Source organism: Rhodococcus sp. 24CO, from assembly GCF_050586165.1.
Taxonomy (GTDB): domain Bacteria; phylum Actinomycetota; class Actinomycetes; order Mycobacteriales; family Mycobacteriaceae; genus Rhodococcus_F.
In genome coordinates this window covers 243,375-266,373 of record NZ_JAZFNF010000001.1, presented here as the reverse complement: position 1 = coordinate 266,373, position 22,999 = coordinate 243,375, and the positions used below count along the sequence as shown (strand labels likewise).

General features: G+C 63.2%; 23 protein-coding genes. 12 read left to right on the top strand and 11 right to left on the bottom strand.

The features are described 5' to 3' along the window. Positions 1-58 precede the first annotated feature (58 nt). A complete protein-coding gene (locus V2B23_RS01245; RefSeq protein ID WP_430948658.1) occupies positions 59-805 on the top strand; it encodes an alpha/beta fold hydrolase in 747 nt (248 codons plus the stop codon). Here the strand turns inward: V2B23_RS01245 and V2B23_RS01240 are convergent. Together V2B23_RS01240 and dut are read right to left on the bottom strand one after the other, a co-directional pair. Beyond that, the gene (locus tag V2B23_RS01240; RefSeq protein WP_430948657.1) at positions 799-1,626 is read right to left on the bottom strand and encodes a DUF3710 domain-containing protein; all 828 of its coding nucleotides are present in this window, start codon (positions 1,624-1,626) and stop codon (positions 799-801) included. The two genes, V2B23_RS01245 and V2B23_RS01240, sit on opposite strands and share 7 nt — an antisense overlap. Positions 1,627-1,629: 3 nt before the next feature. Beyond that, entirely contained in the window at positions 1,630-2,124 is a 495-nt protein-coding gene (gene dut, locus V2B23_RS01235) for a dUTP diphosphatase (protein WP_033234988.1), read from the bottom strand. Positions 2,125-2,243: 119 nt separating this feature from the next. On the opposite strand from dut, the gene V2B23_RS01230 reads away from it, so the two are divergent. Next, positions 2,244-2,744 (top strand): DUF3093 domain-containing protein, encoded by a 501-nt coding sequence (locus V2B23_RS01230; protein ID WP_430948656.1) that lies wholly within the window; start codon positions 2,244-2,246, stop codon positions 2,742-2,744. A gap of 98 nt (positions 2,745-2,842) precedes the next feature. On the opposite strand, the gene V2B23_RS01225 is transcribed toward V2B23_RS01230, so the two are convergent. After that, complete coding sequence (locus V2B23_RS01225; RefSeq protein WP_003942593.1) at positions 2,843-3,145, bottom strand: DUF4193 domain-containing protein; 303 nt, start codon at positions 3,143-3,145, stop codon at positions 2,843-2,845. A gap of 535 nt (positions 3,146-3,680) precedes the next feature. Between V2B23_RS01225 and cei the strand changes: the two genes are divergently transcribed. Next, entirely contained in the window at positions 3,681-4,361 is a 681-nt protein-coding gene (cei, locus tag V2B23_RS01220; protein ID WP_430948655.1) for an envelope integrity protein Cei, read from the top strand. On the opposite strand, the gene V2B23_RS01215 is transcribed toward cei, so the two are convergent. After that, the gene (locus V2B23_RS01215) at positions 4,351-5,280 is read right to left on the bottom strand and encodes an inositol monophosphatase family protein (RefSeq protein ID WP_430948654.1); all 930 of its coding nucleotides are present in this window, start codon (positions 5,278-5,280) and stop codon (positions 4,351-4,353) included. The two genes, cei and V2B23_RS01215, sit on opposite strands and share 11 nt — an antisense overlap. Before the next feature lie 95 nt (positions 5,281-5,375). Between V2B23_RS01215 and ppgK the strand changes: the two genes are divergently transcribed. Beyond that, positions 5,376-6,119, top strand: a complete 744-nt coding sequence (gene ppgK / locus V2B23_RS01210; protein WP_430948653.1) for a polyphosphate--glucose phosphotransferase — start codon at positions 5,376-5,378, stop codon at positions 6,117-6,119. Between the two features lie 112 nt (positions 6,120-6,231). Next, positions 6,232-7,677, top strand: coding sequence for an RNA polymerase sigma factor (locus V2B23_RS01205; RefSeq protein WP_202025569.1), 1,446 nt, complete (start codon positions 6,232-6,234; stop codon positions 7,675-7,677). 114 nt (positions 7,678-7,791) lie between these two features. Here V2B23_RS01205 and V2B23_RS01200 read toward each other — a convergent pair whose 3' ends face one another. The 3 genes from V2B23_RS01200 to V2B23_RS01190 form a co-directional block, all read right to left on the bottom strand. Next, complete coding sequence (locus tag V2B23_RS01200; protein WP_430948652.1) at positions 7,792-8,964, bottom strand: cation:proton antiporter; 1,173 nt, start codon at positions 8,962-8,964, stop codon at positions 7,792-7,794. A gap of 7 nt (positions 8,965-8,971) precedes the next feature. Next, complete coding sequence (locus V2B23_RS01195) at positions 8,972-9,454, bottom strand: cation:proton antiporter regulatory subunit (protein WP_033234782.1); 483 nt, start codon at positions 9,452-9,454, stop codon at positions 8,972-8,974. Positions 9,455-9,540: 86 nt separating this feature from the next. Further along, positions 9,541-9,918 (bottom strand): DUF952 domain-containing protein, encoded by a 378-nt coding sequence (locus tag V2B23_RS01190; RefSeq protein ID WP_430948651.1) that lies wholly within the window; start codon positions 9,916-9,918, stop codon positions 9,541-9,543. Positions 9,919-10,152: 234 nt separating this feature from the next. Here V2B23_RS01190 and V2B23_RS01185 point away from each other — a divergent pair, with 234 nt between their 5' ends. Continuing rightward, positions 10,153-10,344 (top strand): DUF7455 domain-containing protein, encoded by a 192-nt coding sequence (locus tag V2B23_RS01185; RefSeq protein WP_033234784.1) that lies wholly within the window; start codon positions 10,153-10,155, stop codon positions 10,342-10,344. Between the two features lie 98 nt (positions 10,345-10,442). Here V2B23_RS01185 and V2B23_RS01180 read toward each other — a convergent pair whose 3' ends face one another. After that, a complete protein-coding gene (locus V2B23_RS01180; protein ID WP_430948650.1) occupies positions 10,443-12,224 on the bottom strand; it encodes a DEAD/DEAH box helicase in 1,782 nt (593 codons plus the stop codon). A 255-nt stretch (positions 12,225-12,479) separates the two neighbouring features. Here V2B23_RS01180 and V2B23_RS01175 point away from each other — a divergent pair, with 255 nt between their 5' ends. Next, positions 12,480-13,727: a YihY/virulence factor BrkB family protein gene (locus tag V2B23_RS01175; protein ID WP_430948649.1), complete on the top strand. Its 1,248-nt coding sequence runs from the start codon at positions 12,480-12,482 to the stop codon at positions 13,725-13,727. Here V2B23_RS01175 and V2B23_RS01170 read toward each other — a convergent pair. Next, positions 13,700-13,936 carry a DUF3039 domain-containing protein gene (locus V2B23_RS01170; RefSeq protein WP_033234787.1) on the bottom strand — a complete coding sequence of 79 codons (237 nt, stop codon included), beginning with the start codon at positions 13,934-13,936 and terminating at the stop codon, positions 13,700-13,702. The two genes, V2B23_RS01175 and V2B23_RS01170, sit on opposite strands and share 28 nt — an antisense overlap. Before the next feature lie 85 nt (positions 13,937-14,021). On the opposite strand from V2B23_RS01170, the gene V2B23_RS01165 reads away from it, so the two are divergent. The 3 genes from V2B23_RS01165 to V2B23_RS01155 all read left to right on the top strand — a co-directional run bounded on the left by V2B23_RS01165 (position 14,022) and on the right by V2B23_RS01155 (position 17,043). Next, positions 14,022-14,381, top strand: a complete 360-nt coding sequence (locus V2B23_RS01165; protein WP_430948648.1) for a DUF3099 domain-containing protein — start codon at positions 14,022-14,024, stop codon at positions 14,379-14,381. A 42-nt stretch (positions 14,382-14,423) separates the two neighbouring features. Beyond that, positions 14,424-15,908, top strand: coding sequence for a DUF7059 domain-containing protein (locus tag V2B23_RS01160; protein ID WP_430948647.1), 1,485 nt, complete (start codon positions 14,424-14,426; stop codon positions 15,906-15,908). Between the two features lie 163 nt (positions 15,909-16,071). After that, a complete protein-coding gene (locus tag V2B23_RS01155; RefSeq protein WP_033234790.1) occupies positions 16,072-17,043 on the top strand; it encodes a sigma-70 family RNA polymerase sigma factor in 972 nt (323 codons plus the stop codon). Between the two features lie 89 nt (positions 17,044-17,132). Here the strand turns inward: V2B23_RS01155 and V2B23_RS01150 are convergent, their stop codons facing one another. Further along, on the bottom strand, positions 17,133-19,784 hold the full coding sequence (locus V2B23_RS01150; protein ID WP_430949154.1) for a GNAT family N-acetyltransferase: 2,652 nt from the start codon (positions 19,782-19,784) through the stop codon (positions 17,133-17,135). 58 nt (positions 19,785-19,842) lie between these two features. Then, positions 19,843-21,114, bottom strand: a complete 1,272-nt coding sequence (locus V2B23_RS01145; protein WP_430948646.1) for an acetoin utilization protein AcuC — start codon at positions 21,112-21,114, stop codon at positions 19,843-19,845. A gap of 176 nt (positions 21,115-21,290) precedes the next feature. Here V2B23_RS01145 and V2B23_RS01140 point away from each other — a divergent pair, with 176 nt between their 5' ends. Then, positions 21,291-21,977, top strand: a complete 687-nt coding sequence (locus tag V2B23_RS01140; RefSeq protein WP_033234793.1) for a metal-dependent transcriptional regulator — start codon at positions 21,291-21,293, stop codon at positions 21,975-21,977. An 8-nt stretch (positions 21,978-21,985) separates the two neighbouring features. Further along, positions 21,986-22,969, top strand: coding sequence for a UDP-glucose 4-epimerase GalE (gene galE / locus V2B23_RS01135; RefSeq protein ID WP_430948645.1), 984 nt, complete (start codon positions 21,986-21,988; stop codon positions 22,967-22,969). Positions 22,970-22,999: the final 30 nt, after the last annotated feature.

Sequence of the window (22,999 nt, the reverse complement as noted above, 5' to 3'; positions counted from 1 at the left end):
CGAGCGGGTAACCACACCGGTCGATCGGTGATCTCGGGGCACCAGGCAAGATCAGGTAATGGCGCTCACACATCCACCGTCCGTTGCCGTCGTTCTCCCTGGTACGGGCTCTGACGCACACTTCGCGGATCACGCGTTCCGCGGGCCGCTCACAGCTCGAAGTGTGCGCACCATCGCAATCGAACCGGATCCTCGGCGTGTCGTCGGCAGCTACCTCGACGCGATGGATGCCGCTGCCGTCGAATACGGAAAAATCCTTGTTGGTGGTGTGTCCATCGGCGCTGCCGTTGCCTTGCAATGGGCAGCGCTCAATCCGGACAAAACGTCGGGGGTGTTGGCGGCGCTGCCACCGTGGACCGGAGCACCCGATCACGCACCGGCAGCGGCAAGTGCGCGGTTCACCTCGTCACAACTGCGCAGCGAGGGTCTGGAATCGGTCATTGCAGCGATGCTCGCCTCCAGCCCGACTTGGCTGGGCCGCGAACTGGAGCGTTCGTGGCGTTCGCAGTGGCCGGATCTGCCGGCGGCTCTCGACGAGGCCGCAACGTACTACTCGCTGACCGAAGCTGCCCTTGCGGAGATCGACGTCCCGGTCGGAATTGCGGTAGCGCTCGACGATCCGGTTCATCCGGCGACCGTCGGCTACGAATGGGCGGCCGCGCTCCCCCGCGCCGACGTGGGCACGCTCGAGCTGGACCAGATCGGCCAGGACGCCGCGATACTCGGGGCCACCTGCCTCGAGTCGCTCACGGCGGCCGAATACTCTCAACCGCCGCGAACGCCTGAAGCAAACGTAGGTTATTGACCCAATTGCTGCATGGCAGAACCGGATTCGCCGCGGCGCTGCGGCGGAACCGGCGGCGTGGGCGGCTGTTGCTGCACCTGCTGGCTCGCAGCGATCTGCTGATCGACTTGTTGCTGAGCTGCGGCCTGCTGCTGCGCGACCATCTGCTGCTCATGCGCGGCAGCAAGCTGCTCGGCCAACGCCTGCGGCAGCACCACCGGCAGCGGAGTCCGAACCGGATGTGGCTCCGCTCCGCGATTGACGACGGTATCGCGCAAAATGTCGCGCGCAATAGCCACCAGCGGTGCACCGGCTGCCGTCGATCCACTGGGACCGGCCACAACACACCGGACCATCCACCGCGGACCGTCGACGCCGATGAAACGCAAATCCATGGCAGCGGTCTCCGCGACCAGTTCGCGACCCCACGGACCGTTCTCGATGCTGACCGGCGAGTTGTCGTCTCGCAAGGACTGCGCCAGTTCGGCGACGACCTCACGCCACTGCCCGGGCGATTTCGGTGCCGCATAGGCGGCAACAGTGACCCGCCCGTGCTCGGTGACCAGGTGCACGGCCTGGGGTGACCCGTTCGGCGCCATCTCCACCTGTAGTTGACCGCCAGGCGGCATCGGAACCAGAACAGAACCGAGATCGAGTCGCTGACCGTTCCGACCGGCAGTCGGATCGTCGGACTCGAGGTCCGCGATGTCGTACGGGCCCTGCGACTCTTCGCTCACCGTGTCATCCGAGTCGTCGGATTCGTCGACCTGGTCGACATCCTCGCCCTCGAAGAAACCTGTCGGTTCCTCGTCTACATCTGACTTCTTCTTACGTCCGAACATGTTTCAGACTCCCTCTACGACAGGACTGACACCTGCATCGGTGTCGAGTATCGCGTGTCCGCCGCTCGAACCGTATCCACCGGTACCACGGGCGGTGTCGTCGAGCGACTCCACTTCCTCGAATACCGGCAGTTCGACGCGCTGAACCACGAGCTGCGCAATTCGGTCGCCACGACGAATCTCGACCGCTGTGTCCGGGTCGAGATTGATCAGACACACCTTGAGCTCGCCGCGATAGCCTGCATCCACGGTGCCCGGCGCATTCACGATGGACAAACCCGATTTCGCGGCAAGTCCGGAACGCGGATGGATGAGTCCGACGGTGCCGACCGGCAAGGCAATCGCAATACCCGTACCAACGAGGGTACGACGACCGGGCTCGATAGTGACATCGCTGGTGGAGCACAGATCCACACCGGCATCACCGGGATGTGCACGCTGCGGAACCGGCAGGTCTGGGTCCAGTCGCTTCAAGGCGATGGAGAGATGATCGCTCACGTGGGCCAAGACTACTCGGCGCAGACTGGCAAGAGGACTACTGGGCGCGGAGCGCCGAGAGGACTACTGCGCGCGGAGCGCCGAGAGGACTACTGCGCGCGACGGACTATCCTTGACTCGTGCCCGAAACATCTCGACCTGACGTCGCTGCCACAGCCCCTGCGTCCACGACGCTCTATTCCGAGCGCCTCTGGCTGCCCATCGGGTGGTGGATCGCCGGAATCGCGGTAGCCGCGCTCCTGGCGGCGGAAGTCCACATGGGGCGCCCGGGGCTGGTGTCGCTGATCGCGTACGTGGTGCTTCTGCCCATCCCGATCTGGCTGTCGTTCTGGCTCAGCCGCACCCGCGTCGAGGTTGTCGAAACCGGCGGGGTCAAGGAATTGCATGTTGGCCGAGCGCACATTCCAGTGAATCTGATCTCACGCGCCGCTGCCGTCCCGGCTTCGGCGAAGAGCGCAGCGATGGGTCGCCAGCTCGACCCGTCTGCATTTGTGCAGCACCGCCCGTGGGTCAAGACCATGGTGTTGATCGTCCTCGACGATCCGGAAGATCCGACGCCGTACTGGCTCGTGAGCTCACGCCGACCCGAAGAACTGGTCAAAGCCCTCAGCGAAGACTGAGCCAAGTAGTGGGCGGTCTCACGACCGCCTTGATCCCTCGGTCGACCCGAAGACATCGGGTCGACCGCCGGGACGCAATGTAAAGCTGCGAAGAACTATCAGGCTGCGCAGTCCATGCACACAAGCTGTCCGTTTGCATCGCTCGCCAAACGGCTGCGGTGATGCACCAGGAAGCAGCTCGAACACGTGAACTCGTCGGCCTGCTTCGGAACGACCCGAACCGACAGCTCTTCGCCGGAAAGGTCTGCACCGGGCAGCTCGAAGGATTCTGCAGTGTCGGTCTCGTCGATATCGACGACAGCCGACTGCGCCTCGTTGCGCCGCGCCTTCAGCTCTTCGAGCGAATCCTCCGAAACCTCGTCGGACTCTGTACGCCTCGGTGCGTCGTAGTCAGTTGCCATGTCGCTTACCCCTCATCCTTCTCGTGTATCCCGGTCCCATGAACGCCTGGAATCCGGTAGATCCCGTCATGCGCATGGAAACCGCCGTGGCATGGAGATCATTCCCTGTCGCTGCACAACGTGGCAGCGGGTGGAAAAGTGCCCGGAAACTTCTCCCGAGAACGTGATCTGTGCCTCATTTGGTTGTCATTACGGCATGGAGCCGACGCCCAGTCGAACGACCTGGGCCGCCAGACAGTAGCCGACGTAAGCGCGAAAGTAGTAACCCATTCGGTCATTTCCGAAAAAAGTCTGCGAATCGTCACCAACTACACAGCATTTTGTGATCTTCGCCCCCGAAAACGCTCCTGAAATCACCTCGATATCACCGCTGCACCGCCGACGTATCAACTCGGCAAAATTCGGTTGACGGCCAGTCAGCACACACCTGAACGGGATTGAACCGCGCGCCCTCTAAGGTAGGCACCGAACGTCACGCCCGCTCTGCTCGGCTTGACGACGAAGCTCCAACTCGTCCAGAAAGTCGAGGGATACCGTGGTTTCTCTGATCACCGAAGGCAGCGCGACCGACGACCAGGGTCGTCCGTTCCGGCGCCGGCGCGTGTGGCCGGTCGTCGCGGTGTTCGCAGTACTCGCCGTCCTCGGCAGCGCGCTGTGGATCAAGATCCTCACGGCTGACGCAAAAGTCAGCGATACCGTCGCCTGCAATCGCCCGCAGGCCTCGTCCGATCCGGCCGCGCCGCAACCGATGCCCCTCGGTTCGGTTGTGGACCGAACCACGCTGCTCGACGTGGAACCGGCGCCGCTGGCTGCGACCAAGGTTCGAGTCTTCAATGCCAACGGCGAAAGTGGCCAGGCCTCGCAGGTAGCCGCCCAGTTGAAGGACTACGGCTTTGCCAGCGCTCCCGACGTACAGGTGGGCAACGACCCGGTCTACGTGGATCAGAACATGCAATGCCAAGGCCAGATCCGCTTCGGGGAGAACGGAATCGCGGCGGCCAGTGCCGTGTGGCTGGTGGCTCCGTGTGCCGAACTGATCAAGGACGGCCGCACCGACGACACCGTCGATCTTTCGCTCGGCACTTACTTCAGCAAGATCTCCCCCAACACCGATGCCGGCGAGGTACTCCGCGCCCTCGCCGAGCAACCCGCGAATGCCGAAGCTGCTGCAATGGACATCGATCTCCTGAAGGCAGCGCGAACTGCTAGGTGCTGATCGGGCGATCCGCACCGCATGCGGTGAGCATCGCTGCGAACTCGTCGGCGATTCCCGGGGCGCACGCGTAGACGATATCGCCCGCCGCAGACGTCGAGTTCGGGCCCGGAATGCAGATCACGGCACCGGATTCCTCGGCGATCAACGAACCCGCAGCCCAATCCCACGGGCTCAGGCCGTGCTCGAAATGGGTGTCGACGCGACCGGTCGCGACCATGCACAAATCCAGCGCCGCGGAACCGATCCGCCTGATATCGCGCACCTGGGGCAAAATCTCCGCGATGATCCGTCCTTGCGCCTTGCGTCGCTGCGCGCCGTATCCGAAACCTGTAGCCACCAACGCCATTGACAGATCGACCACCGGGTTGGCGGCGAGCTCACTGACCACACCGTCCTCGGTGGTCATCGTGGCGCCGCCACCGCGGTGCGCCGAATAGGTCGCCCGCGCCGACACGTCGACTACCGCGCCGGCCACCGAAACTCCGTCGATCTGCACCGCCACCGACACCGCGAACGCCGGAACTCCGTAGAGGAAGTTCACAGTTCCGTCGATGGGATCGACAACCCAGCGGACCCCGACGACGTCGCCGGCATCTCCGCCACCTTCCTCACCGAGAATCGAGTCGTGCGGTCGGAGCGTCGCAAGCAGATCCCGGATCACCTGTTCCGTCTCGGTGTCGACGATCGTCACCGGGTCGGTCGGTGTGCTCTTCGCCGCAACAGTTCCGGCGTCGGAACCGTTCTCAGTCTCACCCGAACCGACGACACCGAATACTTCCGGACGGCGGGTTCGAACGTGGGCGCCGGCGCGTTCCGCGACGGCCACCGCCACCACTCTCAGTTCGGCAGGATCGAGCGAATCCGTGGACAACTCGGACAGGGAAATCTCTTGTGGGCGCACACCACCATCGCAACACATCCATCGTTGCGCCGCACCACGCGTACCCGTTCGGGTTAGTGTTTGATTCGGTCAGATCGCGACATTCGAATTCGAGCCCTCAGGAGCGCAGGACGATGACAACGACAGGTTTCGGCATCGATGTAGGCGGCAGCGGAGTCAAGGGCGCACTCATCGATCTGAGCACCGGCGAGATGATCGGTGAGCGCATCAAGATCCTGACGCCGCAACCCTCGACTCCCGAGGCGATCGCCACGACTGTGACGCAGATCGTCGAGCAGGCCGGCTGGGACGGACCCGTCGGTATCACCCTGCCGTCTGTCGTCACCGGCGGCATCGCCCGCAGCGCCGCCAACATCGACAAGTCCTGGATCGGAACCGACGCTGTTGCACTGTTCGGTCAGGCACTCGGCGGCCGCGCCGTCACCGTTCTGAATGACGCCGATGCCGCAGGTATCGCGGAAGACACCTACGGCGCCGGCAAGGACGCGTCCGGGGTTGTCATCCTGCTGACCTTCGGAACCGGCATCGGGTCTGCGATTCTGCACAACGGAGTTCTGTTGCCCAACACCGAGTTCGGCCACCTCGAAGTCCACGGCAAGGAAGCCGAACATCGAGCTGCGTCGTCGGTGAAGGAGAAGAAAGAGCTGAGCTACAAGCAATGGGCAGTCGAGGTCTCGAAGGTGCTCACCACGATCGAGGATCTGACGTGGCCCGATTTGTTCATCGCCGGCGGCGGCATCAGTCGTAAACACGAGAAGTGGATTCCGCTACTCACCAACCGCACGCCAGTGGTTCCTGCCGCCCTCCTGAACACCGCCGGAATCGCGGGCGCTGCCCTCGCCGCATCGAAAATTTAGGTTGACTCCGCTGCCGACGGGTCAACCAAAAGGGTGAAACAAGGGATCAATCCGGTGCGAAAAAAGCCGTTAACGCCCGTCGTGACGTAAGAGTTTCCTGAGAGTCGTTACAATGGTGGAGTCCGGCTGCGCGCCGGCCACAACCATTGACCTCTCCGCCGGATCACCACTCTGGCGTGACGCCGCACGACACCGTCACGAAAGGGCGTACGTGGCAGCCACCGATACACGTCAGACTGCTGATTCTCCATCAGAGTCAGAGCCACAATCTTCAGCCGTGGAGGCGGCCACCGTCACAGCTCCGGCCGCCAAGAAGGCACCGGCGAAGAAGGCCCCCGCCAAGAAGGCAGCAGCTAAGAAGGCCCCCGCTAAAAAGGCTCCGGCGAAGAAGGCCGCAGCAAAGAAGGCCGGCCCCAAAAAGGCCGGGGATCCTGATGTAGAAGACGGCGACGTCGAGTTGGAAGACATCGACATCACGGACGGAGACCTCGAAGAGGTCGAGGTCGTCGCAGTCGGCGAGGACGAAGAGCCCGCCACCGAGGAACCGACCGACAAGGACAAAGCGTCCGGCGACTTCGTCTGGGACGAGGAAGAGTCCGAGGCACTTCGTCAGGCTCGTAAGGATGCCGAACTCACGGCGTCTGCCGACTCCGTTCGCGCGTACCTCAAGCAGATCGGCAAGGTCGCACTCCTCAACGCCGAAGAGGAAGTCGAACTCGCCAAGCGCATCGAGGCCGGCCTGTACGCCGTGCAGATCATGCAGGATCTTGCTGACAAGGGCGAGAAGCTGCCCGCAGCTCAGCGCCGCGACATGAGCTGGATCTGCCGCGACGGCAACCGCGCCAAGAACCACCTCCTCGAAGCCAACCTCCGACTCGTCGTCTCGCTCGCAAAGCGATACACGGGCCGCGGCATGGCGTTCCTGGACCTCATCCAGGAAGGCAACCTGGGCTTGATCCGTGCAGTCGAGAAGTTCGACTACACCAAGGGCTACAAGTTCTCGACCTACGCAACGTGGTGGATCCGTCAGGCCATCACCCGCGCCATGGCCGACCAGGCCCGCACCATCCGTATTCCGGTGCACATGGTCGAGGTCATCAACAAGCTCGGCCGTATCCAGCGTGAGCTGCTCCAGGACCTGGGCCGTGAGCCCACGCCGGAAGAGCTCGCGAAGGAAATGGACATCACGCCGGAGAAGGTGCTGGAAATCCAGCAGTACGCGCGTGAGCCCATCTCTCTCGACCAGACCATCGGCGACGAGGGTGACAGTCAGCTCGGCGACTTCATCGAAGACTCCGAAGCTGTTGTCGCAGTTGACGCCGTCTCGTTCACCTTGCTGCAGGATCAGCTGCAGTCGGTCCTCGAGACGCTGTCCGAGCGCGAAGCCGGCGTTGTTCGCCTGCGCTTCGGTCTCACCGACGGTCAGCCGAGGACTTTAGACGAAATCGGACAGGTCTACGGCGTCACGCGTGAGCGTATCCGCCAGATCGAATCGAAGACGATGTCGAAGCTGCGCCACCCGTCGCGTTCGCAGGTTCTGCGCGACTACCTCGACTAGTCACACCAGTTCCACACAGAAGAGCCGCTCCCCCATTCGTCGGGGAGCGGCTCTTTTGTCTCCAGCTCACCATCAGATCACGAGCTCGTTGAGCCGTGCGATCTCGTCCACCGATCAGGACTTTGTGCGAACTTTGATGTAGAACGAGGTGACCGGTTCGACAACTCGAGCCGCAACGGGACCGATCACGGCCATCAGAAGCACGTATGCCGTTGCGAGCGCGGCTAGTTCCGGTTCCACGGCGCCCGCGGACACTGCCAGACCGGCAATGATGATCGAGAACTCACCGCGAGCAATCAATGCCGCTCCCGCTCTGGCCTGACCCATACGGGCCACACCTTGACGTTTGGCCGCCCATGCCCCGGTGATCAGTTTGGTGATCGCGGTCACGACGGCCAATATGGCGGCCCACCCGAGCACAGGCGGAATGGTGCTGGGATCGGTGCTGAGTCCGAACACCACGAAGAACATCGCTGCAAAAAGATCACGAAGGGGCTCGAGCACCCGACTGGCGTTATGTGCCGTCGAACCCGAAATCGCAATACCGAGAAGGAAGGCCCCCACTGCCGCGGAGACCTGCATCGCAGAACTGACGCCGGCCACCAGCAGGGCAGCACCAAGCAACTTGAGGAGCAATGTCTCGCTGTCGGGACTGTCCAGCAGAGCCGAGACATACCGGCCGTATCGCAAGGCCACCACCAACACGACGGTGATGACCAGCAGCGAAATTCCCACAGCTTCGAGTCCACCCATGAAGCTGACACCCGCAAGCATCGCCGTCAGAATCGGCAGGTACACCGCCATCGCAAGATCCTCGAACACGAGGATCGAGAGAACGACCGGTGTTTCGCGGTTGCCCAGGCGTCCGAGGTCGCTGAGAACTTTTGCGATGATCCCCGACGACGAGATGTAAGTGACACCGGCCATAACCGTCGCGCCGACAACACCCCACCCGAGCATCAGCCCGACTACGGCGCCCGGGGTGGCGTTGAGAACGATGTCGACGATTCCCGCAACCCTCGACCGTTTGAGCCCGGTCATCAATTCGGCTGCGGTGTACTCGAGTCCCAGCAGGAGCAGAAGGAGAACGATGCCGATTTCGCTTGCGAGGTGCGCAAATTCGCCGATGTCGCCGAGTTGGATGAATCCACCCTGACCGAAGCACAGGCCACCGATCAGGTAGAACGGGATCGGCGACATGCCAAATCGTGCTGCGAGCCTTCCCAGAAGTCCGAGCGCGAAGAAGACCGCGCCGAGTTCGATAAGTGCAAGTGTGGTTGTATCCACCTGCCAGTCAGCCGTTGGTCAGAATTTTTGCAGCGGCAGCCAAGCCGTCGGGTGTGCCGACTGCCACCAGCAGATCACCTCCGGTGAACGTGTAGTCGGGGTTCGGGGACGGATTCACCTGCCCGGCACGCATCACGGCGACGATCGAGACGCCGGTGCGTGTCCGCATCCCGGTGTCGCCGAGTGTCTGTCCGTCGTAGCGGGAGCCGTCCTTGATGTACAGCTGTTTGGTTCTGATCCCGGGTATGTCGCTGTGTTCGTCTTCGAGCTGGGCCACCAGCTGCGGCGCACCCAGCAAGTTGCTCAGTGCAGCGGCCTCTTCTGTGGTGAGAGGCAACGACGCGGCGCACGCGTCAGGATCGTTTTCCTTGGACACGATGAGGTCCGTATGTCCGTCACGATGAGTGACGACACCCACGCGGCGACCGGAGGCCAGGACAAAATCCTTACGAGTCCCGATACCCGGTAGAGGGGTGACTTCTACATTCATATATCAACGGTAGCGCCGATCTGTGACAAGTTTCGCAGGAGGGCGAAAATATCGTCGGCCAGTGCCGCGCTGCGTGTTCCATCGCGTCACCGCAGGGACGGAAATGCACCGTTCTCGTCGCGGAGATACTCGGTGACGGCGGTAACCGCGGCGACGGGGATCGGTCCGAACAGATGCGGGAAACGCATCGAATCGGGATCCGACGGCACCCCGGGTTCCCACTTGACCTCGGCTCCCAGCAGAGCCGGATCGAGGGCAAGCAACACTACGTCGTCTCGGCCCGCGAAGATCCGGTTGGCCGGCAGATGAACCTGGGCGGGCGTCGACATGTGCACAAAACCCTCAGCGGCAAATCCGTCGGGGACGCGCTGCCCGATCTCCTGCGCGCGCTCCCATTCGGCGTGTGTGCACATATGGAGCAACTCGACCGATGCGTCGACGTCCGTTCCCGGGTCCTGGTTCATCGCCCCAGAATATCGCTCTGCACACGCGGATTTGAATCAGCTCTCAGCGAACAATTTTGCCCACAGAATGCCTGCCCAGCGCATTTCCAGTGAGACACAACACTAAGAAACTCTTCCGGGAACAACCCATGAACGCCAAACGTCTGTAAGAGTGGATCTACCGCGCCATTCCGACGCGGCGGACCAGGCCCCAGGCACGCGGCACGAAAGCCGTCAAGCCAGTACGGAGGAGTCATGCCCGGAACACTGACCAGCCCACAGTTGACCGCTGCCGACCGGTGCGACCGGTGCGGTGCCGGAGCACGCGTACGCGCCGTGCTTCCCACCGGCGGCGAGCTTCTCTTCTGCGGACACCACGCAACCGAACACGCGGATCGACTTCGCGAGATGAATGCCGTCGTCTCCGAGAGTGAACCCGCAAACTAACCTGTCAGCCGGGGGTGGCCTCTTCGCGAGGCGCACCATGAACGCCAAAACGGGCGATCACGTCACTGTGATCGCCCGTTTTGCCGTCTTCAGGATTTCTACCAGCTACGCAGGATCGCAATGCGCTCGGTGAGCTGATCAACAGTTGCGATTGCCGTCGGCGGGCCACCGCACACACGACGCAATTCCGCGTGAATGATTCCGTGGGGCCGGCCGGTGCGGTGCACATTCATCGCGACCAGACCGTTCAGCTCGCGTCGCAAAGCGCCCAGTTGATCGGCGGTGGCAGCGCGCTCCGCGACTACTGCGGCAGTCGGCGCTGGAGCCGACGCTTTCGCGGTGTTGTTGTTCACCTGTTCTGCCTGGCGTTGACGCAGGAGAGCGCGCATCTGATCGGGGTCGAGCAGACCGGGCAGACCGAGATAGTCGGCTTCCTCGTCGCTGCCGGAGAACGTGGCGGTTCCGAACGAGGCGCCGTCGTAGATCACCTGGTCGAGCTCGGCGTCGGCGCCCAGGGACGTGAACGCCTTTTCTTCCTCGCCGAGTTCGTCCTTCTGCTTGTTGGCGTCGGCGAGAAGATCGTCGTCGAGGCCGTCCTTCTCGCGGTGCGGCTTGCCCAGGACGTGATCGCGCTGGGCCTCCAACTGTGCGGCAAGGTCCAACAGCACCGGTACCGACGGCAGGAAGACGCTGGCGGTCTCGCCTTTACGCCGTGAACGCACGAATCGGCCGATTGCCTGCGCGAAGTACAGCGGTGTCGATGCGCTGGTCGCATACACGCCGACAGCCAGACGCGGAACGTCGACGCCCTCCGACACCATGCGCACCGCCACCATCCATTTCTGGTCGCTCGCACCGAATTCCGCAATGCGCTTGGACGCGGTGGGGTCGTCGGAGAGGACCACGGTGGGCTCCTCCCCCGTGATCGCCGTCAACGCCTTGGCGTATTCGCGAGCAACAGTCTGGTCTGTGGCGATGACCAATCCACCGGCGTCGGGCATACCGGTGGAACGCAGCTGCCCCAAACGGGTGTCTGCTGCTTGCAGGACAGCGGGAATCCAATCGCCGGCAGGGTCGAGGGCCGTGCGCCAGGCGCGGGCGGTCTGCTCCGCACTGAGCGGCTCACCGAGCCGGGCGGTGAACTCTTCGCCGGCGTTGTTGCGCCAACGGGCCTCACCGGAATACGCGAGAAAGACAACCGGACGGACAACGCCGTCCTTGAGCGCGTCGGAGTAGCCGTAGGAATGATCGGCTTTGGATCGGAGCAATCCCTCTTTGTCGGGCTCGTACTGAATGAAAGGTATTGCGCTGTCGTCACTTCGGAACGGAGTTCCGGTCAGTGCCAAGCGCCGGGTGGCGTCGCCGAACGCCTCCTGAATTGCCTCGCCCCAGCTTTTTGCGTCACCGCCGTGGTGAATCTCGTCGAGAATCACGAGGGTCTTGCGACCTTCGGTCCGGACCCGATGCTTAGTGGGATGCGCCGCCACCTGCGCATACGTCAGAACTACGCCGTGATAGTCGCTGGACGTCTGGCCGGTGGAGTTGGAGAACCGCGAATCCAACGACAAGCCCGAACGCTGCGCCGACTCCGCCCACTGATGCTTGAGGTGCTCGGTGGGCGCGACGACGGTGATCTGGTCGACAGTCCGGTCGCGAAGCAGTTCCGACGCCACTCGCAGAGCAAATGTCGTCTTACCTGCACCCGGTGTTGCCACCGCGAGAAAGTCCCGAGGACTGCTCGCCAAGTACTTGGTGAGTGCCCGCCGCTGCCACGCGCGAAGCGACCCTGTCGAGGCCGTCGGTTGCGCTCCGGCACTCTCGGTCGAGTTGTTCACTTCGGCTGCCCCTGTCACTTCTGTCGCCGTTGTCTCAGACGTCATAAGCGCGCCTCCGCTGGAATCGCACTGTTGCCTCGCGCTCCTAGATTTTTCATGAATGTCCGGCGACGAGCCTAACTGTCGGCACCGACGAAAGCCGCACCCGAAGCGCCCGGGCATGGCCTGATTCACTACCGATCCCCTCCCCTCGGCGAGGTTTCACGAGATCGGAGACACAACGTCACCGCGGAAAAATGTGCGACACGGCGACGCCACGGTTGGGCAACGGGGTGTGTCATCAGGAATGCTGGAGTGATCATGAGCGAAGAGGCCGGCCCGGAAACGCGCGGAAGTGATCTGCATCACCGCAGATGGCATCCGCTGCGCCGTACGGGCCAACTGATCGGCCGCACTTTGAGCAAGGCCTGGGACGACTCGATCTTCGGCAAAGCCGCCACAGCCGCCTTCTGGCAGACCCTCTCGCTTGCGCCCCTGCTGCTGGGACTGCTCGGCATGATCGGTTACATCGGCGGCTGGTTCGGACCGAACACAGTCGAGATCATCGAGTCGAAGATCGTCACGTTCAGCGGGACCATATTCAGCGAAAGCGTCGTCGATCAGATCATCAGGCCGACGGTCACCGACGTTCTCCAGCGTGGCCGGCCGGAAATCATCTCGGTCGGTTTCCTGCTGTCGCTGTGGGCCGGTTCGTCGGCGATCTCGACTTTCGTTGATTCGATTGTCGAAGCGCACGGGCAGAAGGATGCGCGTAACCCGATCTGGCAGCGGATTTTTGCGCTACTGCTCTACGTGATGTTCCTCGGGATGGCCGTGTTCATCCTGCCGATGGTCGCCCTCGGCCCGACGATGATCGGACGGGTCTTGCCGCCGTCGTGGTACGACGTGGGATCCAACCTCGTCGACACGTTCTACTACCCGGCCGTGGGTTTGCTGGTCATCATCGGCCTGACAACGCTGTACAAAGTCGCGCTGCCGAAGTCCCTGCCGTGGCATCGACTTCTTGCGGGCGCACTGGTTGCCGGTGTGTTCTTCATGGCCGCGAGCACCGGATTGCGCTGGTACCTGGGATTTGTCACCGGCACCGGCTATACCTACGGAGCCTTGGCGACGCCGATCGCCTTCCTGCTGTTCACATTCTTCCTCGGCTTTGCGGTGGTGCTCGGCGCCGAGTTCAACGCGACGGTGCAGGAATTCTGGCCGGCGCGAGCGACGCGAATGGAACAGGTCCGCGAGTGGTTGGCCGCACAGCAGGACGACGACAGCAGCGCCGGACCGGTGGCCACTCTGACGTGGCACCTGGCAACAAGTCCGATTCGGGTATCCGGTGACAAGTCCGATCCGGCGACAGTTCCGACCTTTGGTCGCCCGCGCAGTCGGCGCGCCGACTCGGATATCAAGGATTGCGGCGGCAACGGAGCAGAAACGAACCCGGCAACCGACTGCGCTGACACTGTCGAGTCGCCGAGCTCGGACTGCGGATCGGATCCGGCCCAGCGAGGCCGTTCCCGATTGCCCGGTCATTCGCCTTTGCGAAGTCCTTCGTAGATCTTCTTGCAGTCGGGACACACGGGCGATCCCGGCTTCGCCGACTTGGTGACCGGAAAGACCTCGCCGCACAGTGCAACCACGTGCGTGCCCATCACGGCGCTTTCGGCGATCTTGTTCTTCTTGACGTAGTGAAAGACCTTCGGGGTGTCGTCATCGGTCGTTTCGTCGGTCGAGACGTCGGGACGTTCCTTGGTTTGGGTGCTCATACCTCCAATAATGCCGTCTGTGCGGCAGCAGTGCGACCGTCGGGCCGCGTGTGCAATTGTCGGCCGAGAGTGGAACAGTGGAGCTATGGCACGAAATGGCGCGTTCGGTCACCCCGACGAAGCCGGAACACCCGACAACCCCGTATTGATCACCGAAGCACAGCTGTCCATCGACGAGCAGCACAAAGCGCGCGTGCGGAAGTACATGACGATCATGGCTTTCCGTTTTCCCGCGTTGATTCTGGCTGCCATCGCGTATGGCATTTGGGAGAACGGCTGGGTCTCGATGCTGATTATCGGTGCGTCCATCCCACTTCCGTGGATCGCGGTCCTCATCGCAAATGATCGACCACCGCGCACGAAGGACGAGCCGAGTCGCTACGACGGCCGACGCCGGGCCGCCGGCGAGATCGAGTCGAGTCCGCATCACATCATCGAGAGCTGACGCATCACCTGGTAGAAATTCTTCGCCTGCGAGAATGTCCGGGTGAGCACAACACTCCTGTCCATCACCCCTGCGCTGCGCACGGCACTGCTGCGCAATCGGTTCGACACCGACACCCTGCTCGAGCTGCTCGGTCCGGAAGTTCACGCAGCGCTCGGTCGCAGTGAACCGGTTCCGGTGCGACGCGCGAGCCGTGAGCACGGTGAAATCGGTGTTCTCATCCGGTTGTTCCTCCTGGCCGACGACTGTGCTCGCGAGGACGTCGCCGCCGCGCTGGCGCCGCTGACCGTCGACGATGCGATCGAAGCCGGTCTGCTCGAGAATTCAGCCGACTCCGCTGTGCGTGCAGCCGTCGATCTGCGGCCGATCGACGTCGGCGCCGGCGATCATTGGGTGATTTCGGACCTGGACGGGGGAATTCGGCCGAAGCAGTCCACGACCAGCGACCATGTCCTCGGTGTCGGACATGCCTCACTGTCATTGCTGCAGGCAACGCCGACGTCTCGCGTCGGAACGGTTCTCGATGTGGGCACCGGCTGCGGAATCCAAGCCCTGCACGCCAAGACCTACGCTGATTCCGTCACCGCGACGGACATCAATCAACGCGCGATCGATCTCACCGCAGCAACCATGGCGCTCAACGGCCTCGACGTCGAGTTGCATCAGGGTTCGTGGTTCGAACCGATCGAGGGACGAACCTTCGACCAAGTTGTCGCCAATCCCCCCTTTGTCGTCGGCGAGGCACGCGTTCACCACACCTATCGAGATTCCGGTCTCGATCTCGACGGGGCCAGCGAACTGATGATCTCGCGGTCCGTCGACTATCTGAATCCCGGTGGCACCGCAGCGCTACTCGCGTCATGGGTGCATATCGAAGGCGAAGACTGGCGATCGCGGATCGCGTCGTGGCTCCCGGCACACGGTGTCGACGCCTGGGTGGTGCAGCGTGATGTCGCGGATCCCGCGCTGTACGTCGGGACGTGGCTCAAGGACGGCGGTCAGGACCCGCGGGACCCCGCCACCGAGAAACGCGCCAATGCGTGGCTCGATCATCTCGAGGAATCGCACGTGGAAGGTGTGGGATTCGGCTTCGTCTTCCTGCGCCGAACGGACTCCCCGACTGACTTGATGGCCGAGGACCTCCTCCACGGTTTCGCCGACCCGCTCGGGCCCGAGGCGCTGGCGTACTTCGACCGGGTTGCCTGGCTGCGTGAACACGACGTGCTGCAGGAGCGGTTTGTCGTCGATCCGAACACCGCCCTCGAACGCGTCTATCTGCCTGGCGAAGAAGGGTGGCACCAGGTTGTCACTCGGATTCACCGTGGCAACGGACCGCATTGGCAGCACGAGATCGACGACCTCGGTGCCGCGCTACTGGCGGGGCTGCGGGCCGACGGACTTGTGGTCGAGGAATTGGTGGAACTTCTTGCCGCCGCGAACGGTGAAGACCCCGAAGCTCTCAGTGCCGGCGTCGTCACTCTGCTCGTGTCACTCGTACGTCACGGATTGGTGTTGCCGGTCACGTAGTCGAGTTCCGATTGAGTTGCAGATTTTCGGGTTCTCAGCAACTTCTCAGGACGGCTCGGGGAACACAGCAGGTCAGAGCAATTTCGACGAAATCGGTGCGGGAACTATCTCGGAACTCTCACGCGTTGAACCTTGTGAGAGACCGCCGATAGGGAGGCAAGTCATGACAAGCCCCAGCACCACTACTCGCATTCGTCCGAGCGCTGCGGATCTGGACGCCCAGAGCCCGTCAGCAGACCTGGTCCGTGTCTATCTGAACGGAATCGGTCGCACCGCACTGCTGACAGCAGCAGACGAAGTCGAACTGGCGAAGCGAATCGAAGCGGGGCTGTACGCCAGCCACGTTCTGGCTACGGGAAAGCGTTTGACAGCTGCCAAGAAGAGGGATCTCGCAACAATCGTTCGTGAGGGAGAGTCGGCACGCAGCCACCTCCTGGAAGCGAACCTGCGACTCGTCGTATCGCTGGCCAAGCGGTACACCGGACGCGGAATGCCGCTCCTGGATCTGATCCAGGAGGGAAACCTCGGCTTGATCCGCGCGATGGAGAAGTTCGACTACGCCAAGGGCTTCAAGTTCTCGACGTACGCCACCTGGTGGATTCGCCAGGCCATCACCCGCGGAATGGCTGATCAGAGCCGCACCATCCGCCTACCAGTCCACCTCGTCGAGCAGGTCAACAAGCTGGCCCGGATCAAACGCGAACTCCATCAGCAGCTCGGACGCGAAGCGACCGACGACGAATTGGCGGAGGAGTCGGGAATCCCGGCACACAAGATCGCCGATCTTCTCGACCACAGCCGCGACCCGGTAAGCCTGGACATGCCCGTCGGCAGCGACGAAGAAGCACCTTTGGGTGACTTCATCGAAGATGCCGAGGCAACATCGGCCGAGAACGCCGTCATTGCCGGATTGCTGCACAGCGATGTCCGCAGTGTGCTCGGCACCCTCGACGAGCGTGAGCAGCAGGTAATCCGGCTGCGCTACGGCCTCGACGACGGCCAGCCGCGCACCCTCGACCAGATCGGCAAGCTCTTCGGGCTCTCCCGCGAGCGAGTGCGCCAGATCGAGCGTGAGGTCATGGGCAAGCTTCGTGTCGGCGATCGTGCCGAGAAGTTGCGCTCCTACGCCAGCTGATTGCGGCGGCGTGTGACACTCACCGGCCACCGTATGTTCTCCCATCGGGAACGTACGGTGGCCGGCTTTTTTGTGTCGAACGCGGGGTTTCAGCGCAGTCGTCTGGGTCCCAGATCCACGGCGCTCGGCTCCGGTCCGATACGCACGCGGGCGTCCGTGATCTCGGCGCCGACAGCCGACGCCAGTACCGGCTCACACGCAAGCTCCCGAACTTCGGGAATATCGTCGGCCAACGTCGAGATCCGCTGAACCAGATCCACCAGCGCACCCTTGTTGACCGGGACAGCGTTGCGGTATCCGGAGAGCAGCGGCGCGGCTTTGGGGGCGTCGATCAATTCGGTGGCGGCGTCCTCGGTCAGCGGCAGGACTCGGTAGGCCCGGTCACCGAGAAGATCCGAGATCACGCCGGCCAAGCCGAACGAGATCAGCGAACCGAACGACGGGTCGTCCTGCACGGCCACAACACACCCGATGCCCTTGGGCGCCATCTTCTGCACGTGTAGGAGCGGCTCCCCCGATGCGGCGGCAAGGTCGCTGTACGCGAGTCGAACCGAATCCGGCCCGACCAGATCGAGGCGGACACCACCAAGATCCGGGCGGTGGCGCCATAGCTCGCCGGTTGCCTTCACAACCACGGGGTACCCGAGTGCGTCGGCTGCCTCGACGGCTTCGTCCTCGCTCAGGACCGAGCGGAATTCGACGACGTCGACGCCGTAGCACGCCAGAAGTTCCGCTGCTTCGAAGTCGGAAAGCCAACGGCCGGGCGAGTTTTCGAGCCACGCGGCAACCATCTGACGAGCCCGTTCCGAGTCGATTCCGGCGGGCCGAACCACCTTGGACGCGGGCTTGCTTCGCCATTCGGCGTATCGCCAGGCCCGAGCCAACGCCAGTGCCGCACGTTCGGGACCCGGATACGACGGCACCGATCCGCGAGTCGGATTGCCCGCGTCGTCACGGACCGTCAGCACCTCCGGCACACCTTCCGCGGCCAGGAACGTCGTGAGAATCGGCTTGTCCGATCCAGCTACCGCATCCTTGAGCGCTTTCGCGAAGGGCTCCACCGGGATGGCGACCGGTGGGACGAACACCGCAATGACGGCGTCGACGTCGAAGGACGCCAAGGCATCACGCACGGCAGACGCGAACAACTCCGGACTGGCCTGCGCGCCCAGGTCGATGGGGTCGCTGACTTGGAGCCCTTCGCTACGGGCCGCGTCTGCGGCCAGCACACCAAGAGCGGTGGAGTTGCCGATGACGGCCAGACGCGGGCCGGCCGGCAACGGTTGATAACCGAACAGCAGTGCGCAGTCGAACAATTGGGAGATCGACCCGACCTGGATGACACCGGCCTGCTCGAACAGTGCGCGGACAATGGAATCGTCGATCTCGACTCCGGTGGCCGCCAGCACGGGCGGCACTGCGTGGCGTCCACTCTTGACTGCGACGATGGGCTTCTTGCGCGCCACCCGCCGTGCGATCCGGGAGAACTTTCGAGGGTTACCGAAGCTCTCCAAGTACAGGAGCACCACTTCGGTGGACTGATCCGAATCCCAGTACTGCAGAAGGTCGTTGCCGGACACGTCGGCACGGTTGCCCGCAGAGACAAAGGCAGACAACCCGATTCGACTCCGCGCCGCCTCGTCGAGGATCGCGATTCCCAAAGCACCCGACTGGCAGAAGAAGCCGACGTTGCCTGCCGCCGGAAGAACCGGCGCCAGCGTCGCGTTCAGGGAAATCGCTGGATCGTTGTTTGCCACGCCCAGCGCATTGGGCCCGATGAGACGCATGCCGTGGGCGCGGGCGGCATGGACGAGCTTTCGCTCCGACGCCCTACCGTCCGGTCCGCTGTCACTGAATCCCGAAGACACGACAACCAACGCCTTGACGCCCTTGTCGAGGCAGTCGTCGAGCACCGAACTGATGGATTCGGCGGGGACCGCAACCACCGCGAGATCAACGTCGTCGGGAATCTCGCGAACAGTCTTGTAGGCCCGAACTCCGTGTACCGAACGATGTTCGGCGTTGACCGGATAGACCGGACCGGTGAAACCGCCACGCAGGAGGTTGGTCAGCACGGCGTTACCGACCTTCGCCGGGTCGGCCGACGCCCCGATCACGGCCACGGACCGCGGACTGAGCACGTTGCCCATACTCCGGGCCTCAGCCGCCCGCTCACGGGAATTACGCACGGACACAAGGGCTTCTGTGGGGTCGATCGCGAACTCCAGGCGCAGCACTCCCCCGTCGAACGTTCGGCTGACCTGATATCCGGCCTCGCGGAAGACGGTGACCATGTTGCGGTTCTCGGACAGGACCTCCGCCACGAACATCGTCAGCCCGTTCTCCGCGGCTGCCGCTGCCAGGTACTCGAGCAGGATGGGGCCAAGGCCGCGTCCCTGATGGGCGTCGGCGACAACAAATGCCACCTCCGCCGACTTGCCGTCACCGACGTCGAGGAGACGCTCGTACCGGCCGACCGCGATAATCTCGTCGCCCAGCATCATGACAAACGCGACCCGATTGTGGTGATCGACCGTCGTGAAGTTCGTGACGTCGCGCTTGGACATCGTGGGGTACGGGCCGAAGTACCGCAGATACCGCGTGCGCTCGGAGAGCTTGCCGTGGAATTCGACAAGCTTGTCCGCGTCCTCGGGGACGATCGGACGCAAGGCAACCGCGCCGCCGTCCGAGGCGAGCACGTCGACAACCCACTCGTGCGGATAATTGTGCGCCGCGTCCACCGCAGCGTCTGCCTTGGCTTCGCTGTCGGATTTGGGGTCGGACTTGGGGTCGGACTGTTCAGTCACGGGGATCCTCCGGGTCGAGTCCGAGAAGGGGAAACGCAGCGCGGCGCGTCGCGATGATGGCCGAATCGATGCGGGTGAGTGCTCGGTCTACCGACGCCACTCCGGTTTCGGGCGTACCGCCCGGCCCGTCCCATTTCGAGAAGTTGATGTCGCCGCCGTCTCCCATGATCTCGGGAAGTTCGACGCCCGGCGCCATGGCCCCGGTCCTTTCCTTCCACCCGTCCGGAAGCGGCGTGTTCACGTCGATGTCACGATCGAGCGCTGCCGCGATGAGATGCGTCCACGCCCGCGGCACGATGCGCACCAGTCCGTACCCGCCACCACCGACCGCCAGCCATCGTCCTTCGGAGTAACGGTCGGCAAGATCACGCATCGCGATAAACGCCGCTCGTTGACCGTCGACGGTCAGCGCCAGATCGGCGAGCGGGTCTTCCCGATGCGAGTCGACCCCGCACTGGCTGATGATGATCTGGGGCCGGAACGCGGCGATCGCACCGGGCACCACCGCGTGAAATGCCCGCAGCCACAATGCGTCTACGGTTCCCGGCAACACCGGGATGTTGACAGCCGTACCCTCCGCTGCGCCGTCCCCGACTTCGCTGGACCAACCGGTATTGGGCCACAGAGTTGCCGGATGCTGATGCAGAGACACCGTCAAGACTCGTGGGTCGCCGAGAAAAGCGTGCTGCACACCGTCACCGTGATGTGCGTCGACGTCGATGTACGCGATGCGGTCGTACCCGTTGTCGAGCAGCCAGGAGATCGCGACGGCCGCGTCGTTGTAGACACAGAATCCCGATGCCCAGTCCGCCATCGCGTGGTGCATTCCGCCGCCGATGCTGACGGCTCGACGTGTGCGCCCCGACGCGATTTCCTTGGCAGCCGCCAGGGAACCACCGGCAAGAATTGCGCTCGCCTCGTGCATCTGTGGGAAGACCGGGTTGTCCTCGGTCCCGAGACCGTGGGGAACATCCGCACCGGTAACACCGTTGGATGCAGAGTGGCCCGCTGCTTTGACGGCGGCGAGGTAGGCGGGCGTGTGTATGCGGAGGAGGTCGACGTCACTGGCAGGTGTCGGCTCGAGGAACTCGATTCCCTCGAGCAGTCCGAGGCCACGCGAGAGTTCCATCGTCAGGTCGAGGCGGGTCGGATTCATCGGGTGATCGTTACTCCACCGATAACTCAGGTACTCCGGACTCCACACCACAACTCGATTCGCTCGAGGCGTCGTGGGGTCCTCGTCAGATCTGATCGAGGCGGTCATGTGAACACGCTACTTCGTGGTCGATTCGTGCCGTGCACCACACTGATCTCGAAAGTGTGTCCAGGCCGTCACACCAGGGATGTCGCCACCGGCCGAACAGCCGGACTCGCCGCTGATGGAGCGGCACAAGTTTCCGGAACCGAACGGTAGAATGGCCGTTGACGAAGGGGTTGAGTGTGAAGGATCTAGTCGACACCACGGAGATGTATCTCCGGACGATCTACGACTTGGAAGAAGAGGGCGTCGTCCCACTCCGGGCGCGGATCGCCGAACGGCTCGAGCAGAGCGGACCCACCGTGAGCCAGACCGTTGCGCGCATGGAGCGCGACGGATTGCTGATGGTTGCCGGCGATCGACACCTGGAGCTCACCGACAAGGGCCGCGACCTTGCCGTTTCAGTCATGCGCAAGCACCGCTTGGCAGAACGACTGTTGGTGGACATCATCGGCTTGAAGTGGGAAGACGTGCATGCGGAGGCGTGCCGCTGGGAGCATGTGATGAGCGAGGACGTCGAGCGCCGACTCGTCGTCGTTCTGAACAACCCGACCACGTCGCCGTACGGTAATCCGATTCCCGGGCTGGATCAGCTGGGTCTGGACGGGCCGAGCAATCCCGCCGAAACCTTGATGCGTCTCACCGACGTTCCCGCGGGCAAGCCGACGGCTGTGGTCGTGCGCAGGCTTGCCGAGCACGTGCAGTCCGATCCCGATGTGATCGCGCAACTGCGAGACGCCGGCGTCGTTCCGGACGCCAGGGTTACCGTCGAGACGCGCCCGGGTTCGGTGACCATCATCGTGCCCGGCCACGACGGTGTGGAGTTGGCAGAAGAAATGGCGCACGCCGTACAGGTAAAGCTGGTCTGAGGAATTTCATGAAACTTTTGGTTACCGGCGGTGCCGGCTATGTCGGCAGTGTCTGCAGCACAGTGCTACTCGAACGCGGACACGAGGTCGTTGTGATCGACGACCTCTCCACCGGAAATGCCGACGCCGTCCCAGCCGGCGCCGACTTCATCGAAGGTGATGTAGCTCAGACGGCTGCGAAGGTCCTCGGCAACTCCCCGATTTTCGACGGTGTACTGCATTTTGCCGCGCAGTCACTCGTCGGTGAATCGGTACTGCATCCCGAAAAGTACTGGCAGGGCAACGTAGTCACAACCCTCGCGCTCCTCGAGGCCATCCGCGCCTCTCGGACTCCGAGGTTGGTGTTCTCGTCGACGGCGGCGACGTACGGCGAGCCTGAGCAGACTCCGATCATGGAGACTGCTCCGACTCGGCCTACCAATCCGTACGGAGCGTCCAAGCTCGCCATCGACCACGCGATCACGTCGTACTCCGTCGCGCACGGTCTTGCCGCCACCAGCTTGCGGTACTTCAATGTCGCGGGTGCGTACAAGTCTGCCGGTGAAAACCGGGTTGTCGAAACACATTTGATCCCGTTGATCCTGCAGGTTGCCCTCGGGCAGCGCGACAAGATCGCGGTCTTCGGCACCGATTGGCCCACGCCCGACGGCACTGCCGTGCGGGACTACATCCACGTGCTCGATCTCGCCGAGGCTCATCTCCTCGCCTTGGAGAAGTCCACGCCGTCCGAGCATCGCATCTACAACCTCGGTAGCGGTGCCGGATTCAGCGTCCGCGAGGTCATTGCTTCGTGCGCTCGGGTGACGGGACTGCCGATCAATGTCGAAGACGCGCCACGTCGTCTCGGCGACCCGGCCGTCTTGATCGCGTCCAGCGACAAGGCAATTGCCGAACTCGGGTGGACACCGACGCGCACCGATCTCGACGTGATCGTCGCGGATGCCTGGCAGTTCCTACAGGACCTCGGTTCTGCATCGCACTCCGCTCGGTAGATCTGCGACGCTCGAGTCCTTCAGGTCCAA

What these genes read in the sequence shown, in the direction of transcription:
- V2B23_RS01165 (WP_430948648.1), top strand. Translation starts at nt 14,022, where the DNA reads ATGGCACGAAATGGCGCGTTCGGTCACCCCGACGAAGCCGGAACACCC.
- ppgK (WP_430948653.1), top strand. Translation starts at nt 5,376, where the DNA reads ATGACAACGACAGGTTTCGGCATCGATGTAGGCGGCAGCGGAGTCAAG.
- V2B23_RS01225 (WP_003942593.1), bottom strand. Translation starts at nt 3,145, where the DNA reads ATGGCAACTGACTACGACGCACCGAGGCGTACAGAGTCCGACGAGGTT.
- V2B23_RS01195 (WP_033234782.1), bottom strand. Translation starts at nt 9,454, where the DNA reads ATGAATGTAGAAGTCACCCCTCTACCGGGTATCGGGACTCGTAAGGAT.
- galE (WP_430948645.1), top strand. Translation starts at nt 21,986, where the DNA reads ATGAAACTTTTGGTTACCGGCGGTGCCGGCTATGTCGGCAGTGTCTGC.
- V2B23_RS01205 (WP_202025569.1), top strand. Translation starts at nt 6,232, where the DNA reads ATGGTGGAGTCCGGCTGCGCGCCGGCCACAACCATTGACCTCTCCGCC.
- V2B23_RS01190 (WP_430948651.1), bottom strand. Translation starts at nt 9,918, where the DNA reads ATGAACCAGGACCCGGGAACGGACGTCGACGCATCGGTCGAGTTGCTC.
- V2B23_RS01145 (WP_430948646.1), bottom strand. Translation starts at nt 21,114, where the DNA reads ATGACCGCCTCGATCAGATCTGACGAGGACCCCACGACGCCTCGAGCG.
- V2B23_RS01170 (WP_033234787.1), bottom strand. Translation starts at nt 13,936, where the DNA reads ATGAGCACCCAAACCAAGGAACGTCCCGACGTCTCGACCGACGAAACG.
- V2B23_RS01180 (WP_430948650.1), bottom strand. Translation starts at nt 12,224, where the DNA reads ATGACGTCTGAGACAACGGCGACAGAAGTGACAGGGGCAGCCGAAGTG.
- V2B23_RS01185 (WP_033234784.1), top strand. Translation starts at nt 10,153, where the DNA reads ATGCCCGGAACACTGACCAGCCCACAGTTGACCGCTGCCGACCGGTGC.
- V2B23_RS01245 (WP_430948658.1), top strand. Translation starts at nt 59, where the DNA reads ATGGCGCTCACACATCCACCGTCCGTTGCCGTCGTTCTCCCTGGTACG.
- V2B23_RS01155 (WP_033234790.1), top strand. Translation starts at nt 16,072, where the DNA reads ATGACAAGCCCCAGCACCACTACTCGCATTCGTCCGAGCGCTGCGGAT.
- V2B23_RS01175 (WP_430948649.1), top strand. Translation starts at nt 12,480, where the DNA reads ATGAGCGAAGAGGCCGGCCCGGAAACGCGCGGAAGTGATCTGCATCAC.
- V2B23_RS01240 (WP_430948657.1), bottom strand. Translation starts at nt 1,626, where the DNA reads ATGTTCGGACGTAAGAAGAAGTCAGATGTAGACGAGGAACCGACAGGT.
- V2B23_RS01215 (WP_430948654.1), bottom strand. Translation starts at nt 5,280, where the DNA reads ATGTGTTGCGATGGTGGTGTGCGCCCACAAGAGATTTCCCTGTCCGAG.